The sequence below is a fragment of the Aliikangiella maris genome (assembly GCF_040719265.1).
Lineage (GTDB): Bacteria > Pseudomonadota > Gammaproteobacteria > Enterobacterales > Kangiellaceae > Aliikangiella > Aliikangiella maris.
On the sequence record NZ_JBFDAH010000035.1, the window covers coordinates 1 to 12015 of the forward strand.

At 40.2% G+C, this 12015-nt stretch carries 9 protein-coding genes; 5 read left to right on the plus strand and 4 right to left on the minus strand.

Annotated elements, in window-relative coordinates; translation table 11 throughout:
• The first annotated feature begins 153 nt into the window (after window positions 1-153).
• A complete protein-coding gene (locus tag ABVT42_RS20080) occupies window positions 154-597 on the plus strand; it encodes a GNAT family N-acetyltransferase (RefSeq protein WP_353897730.1) in 444 nt (147 codons plus the stop codon).
• A 107-nt stretch (window positions 598-704) separates the two neighbouring features.
• Here the strand turns inward: ABVT42_RS20080 and ABVT42_RS20085 are convergent, their stop codons facing one another.
• The 4 genes from ABVT42_RS20085 to ABVT42_RS20100 all read right to left on the minus strand — a co-directional run bounded on the left by ABVT42_RS20085 (window position 705) and on the right by ABVT42_RS20100 (window position 6827).
• On the minus strand, window positions 705-2642 hold the full coding sequence (locus tag ABVT42_RS20085; RefSeq protein ID WP_353897729.1) for a CocE/NonD family hydrolase: 1938 nt from the start codon (window positions 2640-2642) through the stop codon (window positions 705-707).
• Window positions 2643-3019: 377 nt separating this feature from the next.
• On the minus strand, window positions 3020-4270 hold the full coding sequence (locus tag ABVT42_RS20090; RefSeq protein WP_353897728.1) for an MFS transporter: 1251 nt from the start codon (window positions 4268-4270) through the stop codon (window positions 3020-3022).
• Window positions 4271-4556: 286 nt separating this feature from the next.
• Window positions 4557-5687: a PilT/PilU family type 4a pilus ATPase gene (locus ABVT42_RS20095; protein ID WP_353897727.1), complete on the minus strand. Its 1131-nt coding sequence runs from the start codon at window positions 5685-5687 to the stop codon at window positions 4557-4559.
• A gap of 105 nt (window positions 5688-5792) precedes the next feature.
• Window positions 5793-6827, minus strand: coding sequence for a type IV pilus twitching motility protein PilT (locus tag ABVT42_RS20100; protein WP_353897726.1), 1035 nt, complete (start codon window positions 6825-6827; stop codon window positions 5793-5795).
• Between the two features lie 157 nt (window positions 6828-6984).
• Here ABVT42_RS20100 and ABVT42_RS20105 point away from each other — a divergent pair, with 157 nt between their 5' ends.
• The 4 genes from ABVT42_RS20105 to ABVT42_RS20120 all read left to right on the plus strand — a co-directional run bounded on the left by ABVT42_RS20105 (window position 6985) and on the right by ABVT42_RS20120 (window position 11891).
• Window positions 6985-7677 (plus strand): YggS family pyridoxal phosphate-dependent enzyme, encoded by a 693-nt coding sequence (locus ABVT42_RS20105; RefSeq protein WP_353897725.1) that lies wholly within the window; start codon window positions 6985-6987, stop codon window positions 7675-7677.
• The gene (gene proC, locus ABVT42_RS20110) at window positions 7674-8534 is read left to right on the plus strand and encodes a pyrroline-5-carboxylate reductase (RefSeq protein WP_353897724.1); all 861 of its coding nucleotides are present in this window, start codon (window positions 7674-7676) and stop codon (window positions 8532-8534) included. The genes ABVT42_RS20105 and proC overlap by 4 nt, the downstream gene beginning before the upstream one ends.
• 140 nt (window positions 8535-8674) lie before the next feature.
• Entirely contained in the window at window positions 8675-9229 is a 555-nt protein-coding gene (locus ABVT42_RS20115) for a YggT family protein (RefSeq protein ID WP_353897723.1), read from the plus strand.
• A 697-nt stretch (window positions 9230-9926) separates the two neighbouring features.
• A complete protein-coding gene (locus ABVT42_RS20120; RefSeq protein WP_353897722.1) occupies window positions 9927-11891 on the plus strand; it encodes a dynamin family protein in 1965 nt (654 codons plus the stop codon).
• The last annotated feature ends 124 nt before the right edge of the window (window positions 11892-12015 follow it).

Here is a 12015-nt window from a genome sequence, read left to right on the forward strand (position 1 = left end):
TGCTTAATCGCCTGACGAGATTTGTTGCGTTAAACTCAATGATAAAAGCGCTTCAACGTGCATTTCCTTGAGAGAAAATTGATGAGTTTTTCTTTTTTCAGGGACGACTAAGTATTGTCAACCGAATAGTCGAAGATGCAGGAATGGCATGATATGCTCGAAATAAAAACAGCGACTCAGGTATTGCTCGAACCGCTGGCCGAACTGCTCGATCTTTATCGCCAGTTTTATCAAATGCCATCATCAATCAGTGAGTGCAAAACATTTTTACTGCAACGGTTTGCGCAGCAAGATTCTGTTATTTTAGTTGCATTTCAAGCGCAGCAAGCGGCGGCTTTTTTGCAAGTGTATCCTATTTTTTCTTCGGTCGCCCTTAAACCAGTATGGGTACTCAATGATTTATATGTAAAACCTTTATTTCGGCGCCAAGGGATCGCCCGCCAATTAATGCTGGCAATAGAGTCAACAGCCAAACAGCATCAGGTTTTTTCAATCAAATTGGCGACCGCTTTAGATAACCAGCAAGCCCAGCAACTTTATGACTCACTGGGCTATGTGAAAATTGATCAATTTCATCACTATAGTAAACGACTTTAGCTAATAGCTTATCAAAAGTAATAACCAATCAAAAAATAGTCAATACCTTTTGTATATCGAGAGCCTTTTCATTTTAGTCGGTCGAATCTGAACTATAGTCATTTACGTTACTGCGTTAGCGTCTTAATCGTCATTGAGCTGGGTAGTTCAGCAGAATGATAAATACGATGTTCCGCTTTAACAAAATCTTCAGCTTTTGCTTTAAAAATATTAGTGACATATTTTTGTGGATTGCGATCCAAAAATGGAAAGAAGCTGCTTTGAATTTGAACCTGCAATTTATGACCACGTTTTATCGTATGCAGCACATCGTATAACACCAGCTTTACTTGAGTTGGCTGGTTAGATTCAAAAGGCTCAGGCTGACTCATACTGTTACGATATCGACCGCGTATAACGCCCCAACGAACTAATTCATGACGATTGCCTGTCTCTTTATCCATTTTATTCGTATCTGCATTTTTACCGGGGAAAACATCAATCAGCTTAACAATAAAGTCTGCATCAGTTTGTGAGGTAGATACCCACAAATCAAACTCAATTTCACCGGCAATGGTCAGGTCTTGTTGTTGTACATCACTATTAAAAGTCAGTACATCGGTTCGTCTGGCGGTAAAGCGTTGATCTTCAACCATATAAGGCTTATCCCAACCTCTGCCTATCTCAGCGGAATGCGGTACAGGCTTATTCGGATCACTAACATATTCGCTATATGCGCTTTTTAACTCTGGTTTAATTTTATTAATTGACGCTTGGGGCTGAAAATACCAGCGTTGCTGAATTAAGTTTTTTGGAGGCCAGCTATCAAACTTACGCCAGCGATTAGCACCAGTTTCAAACATCGTTGCGGTTGCCAGTCGCGGATCTTTTGTGCCTTTCAAATGATGTTTAAAAAACGGCAGTTGTATGTTACTTTGATACCATTTGCTGGTGTCAAAACCAAAATTGGCTTCGCCCAATTTATCACCGTCACTGCGATTCCATTGACCATGATACCAAGGCCCCATAACAATTTTTATATGATCATGACGATTATTATTTGACATTGTTTGATAGGTCGCCAGCGGTCCATACAAATCTTCAGTGTCATACCAACCACCGACAACCAAAGTAGCAGGTTTAATATTTTTTAGGTGTGGCAGAATATTTCTCGCTTGCCAATATTCATCATAATCAGGATGTTCAACCAGATCATTCCAAAATGGCCTTTCACCTTTAAAATACTTTTCATTTACATTTGATAACGGACCTAGTTGATGAAAAAAGTCATAACCATCTGGTGTTTCCTGTTTCATTCTTTCCGGCCAATCACTATGCAGTGAGGTTCGCTGTTTATCAAAAAAATCAAAAAAAATAAACGCCATCGGTAACACAAAAGCACCATTTCGATGAAAGTCATCAAAATACCAATCGGCGATAGGTGCTTGTGGAGAGATAGCCTTTAAAGCCTTGTGACTGTTAATTGCGCCAACAGAGGTATAATAGCCGGGGTAAGATGTTCCCCACATGCCGACTTTACCATTGTTATTGGGAATATTTTTGACTAAAAAATCAATCGTATCATAGGTATCAGTCGCATCATCAGCTTTAACCTGTTTATCCAAATGGGCGTTTTGTGGGCGCATATTAACAAACTCACCCTCTGACATGAATTTGCCACGAACATCTTGATAAGCAAAAATAAAACCTTCTTTTTCAAATCCTTCTTCAGGTCCAAGTGATTTTGCGTAATGGCTTAAACCGTAAGGACTAACACGATAAGGCGTTCGATGGAGTAAAATCGGATATTTTTCAGCCGTTTTATAAGGAACATACACTGTCGTAAATAACTTCACCCCATCACGCATTTTTATCTGATACTCATATTTTGCGTAATTTGCGCGGATGTAATCAGCTCTTGCATTTTGATCATCATCTTTTGCAGTAATAAATGTGCTGGTTAGGAGCAACACCATTATTGCCAGTAAATTAATTCGATTGATAATTCGATTGATAAATTGCTCCATAACTTGATTCACCATGCGATTGACAAAAAGTGACTTCATAGCGTTCCTCTTTATTTAGTGGCAATGAATGACAACGCAATTCATGCTTAGAAAATTTTTGAATTTTTATGCTTTGCCTAAGTGTTCCAATTTAACCGTGAAAACAAAAAAATGGTCAATAGCAGATGCCCCTATTATGTAACGAATTATGTCTTTCGAATAAAACAACTTAAACTCACTACTCACTACTCACTACTCACTACACACTACTCACTACTCACTACACACTACTCACTACTCACTACTCACTACTCACTACTCACTACTCACTACTCACTACTCACTACTCACTACTCACTACTCACTACTCACTACTCACTACTCACTACTCACTACAATTCTGTGCTACGCCATTTTTCAGTCAAGAATAAATACAGCTATCGAGATATTTTTTTCGAAAGCAAAAAGTACCAAATACTAATGATTAACATCAGCAAGATAAATGGTACGACAATCCATACCAACCAATCCCATCCCTGACTAAAAATAATCACACCAGCCGACAATGAACCTAGTGCCTGAACAGTGAAAATAGTAAAATCGTTAGTCGCCTGCGCTTTAAATCTTTCGCTATTATGATAAGCCGACGGTAAAAGTAACGTGCCACTGGTATAAAGAAAATTCCATCCAAGTCCAAGTAAAACAAGCGCCCACCAGTAGTGCATAACCTCTCGACCATCAAGCGCAATAAACACAATACTTAAGTAAATCAGGCTGCCTAAAATCATTAATTTCGCCAAACCAAGATAGCGGGTTAACACGGCAGAAAACAGTGATGGCAAGTACATGGCAACGATGTGGCTCTGAATCACCCATTTTGTCGATTCAAGTGAATGGCCTTCAACTTCATGCATACTCAGTGGTGTTGCCGTCATAATATAGCTCATCACCGAATAACCAATCGCTCCCGCAGCAACGGCAATCAAAAATATCGGTTGTTTAACAATTTGCCAAAAACTTCGCGCTGGTCCTGTTGCAAGTTTTTCTTTAACGCCAATTGGATCAAGCAGACTTAAAGCAATTAATGCAATTACCTGTAGTGCAGCAAGCCCGATAAAAGAACCAGCGAAACCATGCGGCGAATCTACCCAGTATTTTCCCATGACTGCCATTTCAGGACCAATGACTGCTGCAAATATTCCTCCTACCATTAAAACCGAAATCGCTTTAGGCGCATCAGCACTATCAATAAGACTCTCTAATGCCGCAAATCTCATCTGTGCCACAAAAGCGATGCTAAATCCCAGTAGGCAGGAGCCAATAATTAATGCCGCAAATGCCGCTTGCAAAGTCGCATAAACCAGCATCAATGCACCAACCAATGCAATAGCAAAACCAATCATCGTGCCTTTACGTCGCCCGAACCAATTCATCATTAACGTTGCAGGTATGACAGCTAAAGCAGTGCCCACTATCATTAAAGTAATTGGCAGGGTTGCCAGTTCGGGACTTGGTGCTATTTTACTGGCAATAATGCCACTGGCAAAAACCACCATCGAAGAAGATGCCATCCCCATTGGCATAGCAAAAAATAAAATCCAGATATTCTTGGGTAACTGAACAAAAACGCGACCAGATATCGCAATCAGAATTAAAGCAACAAAAGTAACAACGAAGGTTAACGACATAAAACCTATAATCTCTCAATGCAAATAGCCAAAGGAGAATAACGAATCCATCGAATAGAAAGTAATTACTTATGGTTATATCTCACAGAGAAGTCAGATAAACAAACACCAAAAGAATCCAAACACATTCAAGCAAAACAAACGCAATTAAAGCGAATGTTTGAATAATGTCTATTCTTAAACCAAACCGACTCCCAAAAAATGTTGCGTTTACTAACTTAGCGATTCGAATACCGGGTAGTTCTCAGTCAGTGTATCTTTTGTAATTCGTTTATATGGTGGCGAATTATCGCGGATCCTGCTCTTCGAGTGTCATTCCGCCAATGCCACTATCAAATGCTGATTCATTTTGTTCAGAAGCATCAAGTTTTATCATCAAGCGTAAATCATTAGGTGAATCTGCGTGGTGAAGCGCATCATCATAGGTAATTTCACCCGATTTAAATAAGCGAAACAATGATTGATCGAAGGTTTGCATACCTTGCTCGTTTGATTTACCCATAAGATCTTTGAGTAAATGGAGTTCGCCCTTACGAATATGATCAGAGACCAGTGGCGTATTAATTAGTACTTCGATAGCTGGCCGACGACCTTTACCATCGGGAGTTGGAATTAACTGTTGCGCTACAATCGCCCGCAAGTTGAGCGACAGGTCCATTAGTACCTGATTATGTTTTTCTTTTGGGAAAAAGTGCAATATACGGTCTAATGCCTGGTTAGCATTGTTCGCATGAAGTGTACACATACACAGGTGACCCGTTTCAGCAAATGCAACGGCATAATCCATGGTTTCGGCAGTACGAACCTCACCAATCAATATAACATCAGGCGCCTGACGCAGTGTATTTTTTAAAGCCGTATCAAATGATTCAGTATCTATCCCCACCTCGCGCTGGGTAATGATACATTTGTCATGATTGTGTACAAACTCGATAGGATCTTCAATTGAAATTATGTGTCCAGTAGTTGAGCGATTTCGGTAACCAATCATCGCAGCAAGTGAGGTAGATTTACCAGTTCCGGTTGCCCCCACAAATATCACTAATCCACGCTTGGTCAGTGATAGTTTTTTTAGAATATTGGGCAGGCTGAGTTCTTCAATTGTAGGAATTTGCGTTTCGATTCGGCGCAGTACCATACCAATGTGATTACGCTGCTGAAAGGCACTCACCCGGAATCGCCCAATTCCAGCGGCACTAATTGCAAAGTTACACTCTCTGACACGCGCGAACTCTCTTCGCTGTTCTTCATTCATTACACTGAGTACCACTTCACGCGCTTTTTCAGGGGTTAACGCTCGTTGAGTGACCGGCATCACTTTACCATGAATTTTTATACTGGGCGGAACGCCGGCAGTAATAAATAAGTCAGATGCCTTTTTCGTCACCATCAATTTTAATAAGCCTTCAAAATCCATGACTAGTTACTCCCAAACCACATTTGTCGATGCATTGTTAACCCTTTATCACCATTTAAATCAGAATAATTTTAATCATTTCTTATTATTTTAACTGCGAAGCGCTTAAAACTCTTCTTTGTTTTTCGCCTTATCTTTAGCATCCTGACGACTAATAAGACCTTTAGCCAATAAATCCTTTAGACACTGATCGAGCGTCTGCATACCAACTCCCAACCCAGTTTGAATGGCACTGTACATTTGCGCAACTTTATCTTCGCGAATTAAGTTGCGAATGGCTGGTGTACCAATCATGATTTCGTGCGCAGCAACTCGTCCGCCACCCGTTTTTTTCAATAAAGTTTGTGAAATAACGGCTTGAAGTGACTCAGATAACATTGAGCGCGTCATATCTTTTTCAGCCGCAGGAAAAACATCTACTATCCGGTCGATAGTTTTTGCGGCACTGGATGTGTGCAAAGTTCCAAATACCAAGTGACCCGTTTCTGCTGCCGTTAACGCTAATCGAATCGTTTCAAGGTCACGCATCTCACCAACCAGAACAATATCAGGATCTTCCCGTAGTGCTGAACGCAAGGCTTCACTAAAGCCCAAGGTGTCTCGATGCACTTCACGCTGGTTGATTAAGCACTTTTTACTCTCATGAACAAACTCAATCGGATCTTCAATGGTCAACACATGACCATAATGATTATCATTGATATAGTCGATCATTGCCGCCAGCGTCGTACTTTTACCAGAACCTGTTGGCCCCGTCACCAGAACCAGTCCACGAGGATGCATACACATTTCTTTAAACACCTGCGGCGCCCCTAACTCTTCCAGCGTTAATACTTGTGAAGGAATAGTACGAAATACCGCAGCAGCCCCGCGATTTTGATTAAAAGCATTCACCCGAAAACGTGCAATGCCTGGCAATGCAAATGAGAAATCAGTTTCATAAAACTCCTCAAAATCCTTGCGCTGCTTATCATTCATGATGTCGTACACCAAAGAATGCACCATTTTATGATCCATCGGCGGCACATTAATTCGGCGTACATCCCCATCAACCCTGATCATTGGTGGTAACCCCGCCGACAAGTGTAAATCGGATGCTTTATTCTTAACGCTAAACGCCAATAACTCGGTGATATCCATTATGTAGAATACTCCAACATTTATTTTCTTTAGATGCTAAAATACTAGCGGATCTTTTAGTTGATTGATACTTTTACGTTTTTCTAAATAATTTAAATATTGTGACGGTGTTTCAGCCACTCAATTACTGACCAATTGAATCATTATTTCTTAACTTATGACTATAGCAGATCAAATCCGACAGGTTAGGTCAAATATCGAACACTACTGTCAACAAGCTAACCGTTCATCTGACGCGGTCAAATTACTGGCAGTCAGTAAAACACATCCCGCAAACGCAATTCAAGAAGCTTATGAGAGCGGCATCACAGAATTCGGCGAAAGCTATTTGCAGGAAGCCATAGACAAAATTAAGCACCTGCAAAATCTCCCCGTGATCTGGCATTTTATTGGCCCGTTACAAAGTAATAAGACCCGGCCCGTCGCAGAGCATTTTGATTGGGTGCAAAGTATTGATAAACCCAAATTGTTAGAACGCTTAAATCAACAGCGTCCCGCAGGAATGCGTCCCTTACAAGTGTGTTTACAAGCCAACTTATTTAATGAACCACAAAAGCGTGGGGCAAGTCGGGCTGAATTACTCGAATTACTTGCAATTGCCGATTCACTCCCCAATATACAATTGCGCGGCCTGATGGTTATTCCTCCAGCACAGGCCGATTTAAATAAACAGCGAGAGCAATTCGCTTATGTCAATCAAGTTTATCAACAACTACAGCAGAATTACCCTGCGATGGATACTTTGTCGATGGGCATGAGCAGTGATATTCAGGCAGCAATTGAAAATCAATCAAACATGGTGCGAGTAGGTACCGGTATTTTTGGCGCAAGACAAGAGATAAAAAAATGAACACTATAACCGAACCATCGCCCCTTACAATCACTGATATTTCTCAAGGACAAAAAATTGCATTTATCGGATGTGGCAATATGGCAAAGGCGATTATTAACGGTCTGGTGGCTTCTGGCTGGCCAGCCAAGCAAATTATTGCCAGCAATCCCTCGAATGACAAACTGATTCCTTTGGCAAATCAGTTGGCAATTGCCACCACCAATAATAACCTTGAAGCCGCCGGTTTTGCAGATATCATTATTCTGGCAGTTAAACCACAAAAATTAACGCAGGTTTGCCAGCAACTGGCTAAAGTCGATCTGTCAAAAAAATTGCTCATTTCTGTGGCCGCAGGCTACAAATCAGAAAAAATAGCCGAGCACCTGGGGCAAACACCACCCATTATTCGCGCTATGCCAAATACTCCCGCATTTATTCAATGCGGCGCAAGCGGCTTGTTTGCAACTAGCCAAGTTAATGAACAGCACAAGAATATTACGGTATCTATCTTTGAAGCTGTCGGAAAAATCAGTTGGGTTTCAGCTGAAAGCCATATGGATGTTGTAACAGCAATAGCTGGCAGCTCGCCGGCTTATATTTTTTTAATGATGCAGGCGATGATTGAACAAGCCGTCGAATTGGGCTTAGAGCAGCAACAGGCTTTTACGCTAGTTACTCAGGCGGTATCCGGTGCAGCTCAACTGGCTCAGGCAACACCTGAAAAATCACTGGATACACTGCGCAAAGAAGTGACCTCTCCAGGCGGAACGACAGCCGCAGCAATTACCAGTTTAATTGGCAACCAATTTGAAAGCATTGTTAAACAAGCAGTCACCGCATCGGTAAAACGTGGTCAAGAATTGGGAAACCAGTAACGAGTAGTTAACCCATATATCGGTAAATTTAGAGATTTCAATTTAAGTCCATTAAACGAAATTTCAGCTGAGTAATTGATTATATTTAAACCAGAGCAATTAACTAATTTATTGTAATTGATCAACCAACAGGAAAATCTATGAATCCATTCGCGCAATTAATATCGATGTTATTTGATATATACGTTAGTGTGGTTTTGCTTCGCTTTTTTCTTCAATATTTTCGCGCCGATTACTACAACCCGTTTTCGCAATTTGTCGTAAAAGCAACCAATATTTTTGTTAAGCCCTTAAGAAGAATTATTCCCGGTTTTGGTGGTATTGACTTATCAACGCTTATTGTTGCCTGGTTGTTAATTGTTGCCAAATATGTGCTGATTCTCACTATCAGTGGCGCTACCGGTGAAGTTCATATGGCAGCTCTGGTAATTTTTTCATTCGTTGAAGTCATTAGTGCCGCCATCAGATTATATATATTTTTAGTCTTTGTGCGCGTGATACTCAGTTGGATTGCTCAAGGAAATTATAATCCGTTTGTGCTAGTGATTACTCAATTGACAGAGCCACCATTGGCAAGAATTCGTCGCTTACTTCCTGATGCTGGCGGTTTCGATTTTTCACCGATGTTATTGTTAATTATCCTTTACTTTATTAACAGTTCAATCGATTACTATTTGCGACCATTAATTTTGTAATAATGGTTGAGCGGGCTTCTATTGAGAGCGCCCCTGCGAATATCGTTACATGAAGACAGCGTTAAAATAGCTCTGCACATTACCGTATTACCTGAACGGTCATAACATATTGTCAATTTAACAATATAAAGCCAGTTTTAAATGTCAGAGCTTGACCGCAATTTACCTCAGAGACTTTATCAATTTAACAATACTGGTATCGACTATCACTCTATCATTACAGGTTTTTGGTGCGACGCACAAAACACTTAATGTGCGGTAAGATTAACAAAACTGCATAAATTATTTATCTCTTAAATAGATGCCTAAATTTATCGACTCACCGACGTCAAAGAAAGAGCCGCTATCGTTTTCTCAGAAACAACCAGTCGAAAGCAAGTACCCACTAACAACTACACAGACTGACTATTTTTATTGGTTAAAATACCAGCACGGTTCATACAATTGAGACAAATTAGCCGTTTATTCTAGAAATCACACCAAATATGCGATCTATATGACGGATTTTAAAAGAAATTCTGCTAAAATTTGTTAACTCAGGATATTTTTGTCTGAATGTTTTTTAGCAGATAGAAATTTAATCAAAATATGATTATAGTGCTTAGCCTAACATTTGATTTGTTGACACTCGATCAATAGCGTTTAGGACTTGAAAACATTTCGAGATAGAATGGACGATTAACAAAGAAATTACCCTATGTCACAAGAATTTTCAGAACATATAGACTCCTATGATGCATGGAAGTCAGATATTGGTAAAACCCTTAGTCGGTTTCGTTTATGGTTGCGACGCAATAAGCTATTCAGTGAAGATTTAGACAGCCGCTTGTTTAAACTGCAAGAATCACTCAAAAGCGAATATCTGACACTCGCATTCGTAGGCGAGTTTTCCCGTGGCAAAACAGAGCTAATCAATTCACTGTTTTTTGCGGAATACGGGCAACGAATTTTACCTTCGGATGCCGGAAGAACAACGATGTGTCCGACAGAGCTGTTCTTTGATCGCAAAGAAAACCGCTCATATCTGAGACTACTACCGATTGAAACCCGTTTGGAAACCACCAGCTTGACTGAATATCGCGAGATGCCAAGTCAATGGACTGAAATTCCATTAATGACAAACTCAGCTCAAGAAATGAGCGCCGCGTTACACACAATCACCCAAACCAAACTTGTCAGTATTGAACAAGCCATTACGCTCGGATTTAACGAAGCCCATCTTGAACGCAGTGAATCAGACAAAAACAAAGTTTTAATACCGGCCTGGCGACATGCGCGCGTGAGTTTTCCACATGAATTATTAAAACGAGGACTCTGCATTCTGGATACACCTGGGCTAAATGCGCTGGGAAGTGAGCCAGAACTTACCTTAAAGCTTTTACCACAAGTTCAAGCAATTGTATTTTTGCTAGGCGCAGACACCGGTGTAACTGCATCTGATATGGCGATTTGGGATCAGTATATCAAGTCGCTAGACAAAGATAACAAGTTAGCACTATTTGCAGTACTCAACAAAGTGGATACCTTATGGGATGAGCTATCCAGCCGCAAAAAAGTCGACAAAGCGATTAAGCGAATGGTCAATACAACCGCACGCCAACTCGAAATAGAAACCTCTCAGGTGATTCCCATTTCAGCACAAAAAGCGTTGGTTGCCAAAGTTCGCCAAGACAAGTCACTGTTGATTCGCAGCCAAATCAGCGAATTAGAGCATTTACTTTCAAGCAGCCTGTTAGAAAACAAAGAAGCTGTAATTTGGGATTCCGTGGTAGGTGAGGCAAAATCTTTGGTTAAAGATGCCCAGCAGCTACTCAAAAGTAAAAGCGAAAAAGTCTTTCAGCAACATGATGAACTAGTATCCTTAACCGGCGATAATAAACAGCGCATCATCCAATTAATTGCTGAAAATAAAAAAGATTTACAAACCTTTGAGTACCGCTTAATGGCCATAAAGCCAAGCCAGCGACTATTAGAGCGACAAACTCAAATATTACTGTCAACCATAGGCAGTAAAGTATTATCAAAAGAAGTTGAGATTACGCTGAACGAACTGGTCGCCAGTAAAACCACTATTGGCCTTTTTCGCAATATGAAACAGTTTTTTACGGCGGTAAATACCATAATGCGTGAGTTAACCCGCGAAGCAGAGCTCACCAACAAAATGGCTATTTCTCTTTACGAAAAATTCTCCAACGATTTTGGCATGAACTTGCTTGAACCCAAGCTTTTTCCAGCAAAAAGATTAAGTCATGAATTAGAAGAAATTATTCATCATTCAAAACGACTCAATAACAATTTGTTCACCACATTTTCAGAGCAAAGTTTGGCGATAAAACGATTTTTCTCGGTAACCGTAACCGAAGTGATGAACTTCTTTAAGTCTACCCGACAAGAAATGGTTAACTGGACACAAAATGTTATTTATCCGCTGACTCAGCAACTGAAATTACAGCAAAAGTTAATCAGTGATCATCAACATGAATTAGCTGAACTGAATAAGTCTCGCTCTAATCTTGATGGAAAAATTCATGGATTAAAGCAAATGATTAAAGAAATTGAGTTAGAAATCCAAAATTCTGAAGATATTTTAAGCAGTCTGGAAGACAAAAAACCTTCACCACCAGACACCAAAGTCGTTAGAATTTCGAGTGCCAATCGGTAGAGCGACACCCCAAATATAGAAGCACTCTTCAGGCAGATTTGTGATCAAAATAAATCTGCCTGCTAACTTATCTATTCACACAAAAATATCGTAAAATATTAATACAACCGATCAGCAATCAGAG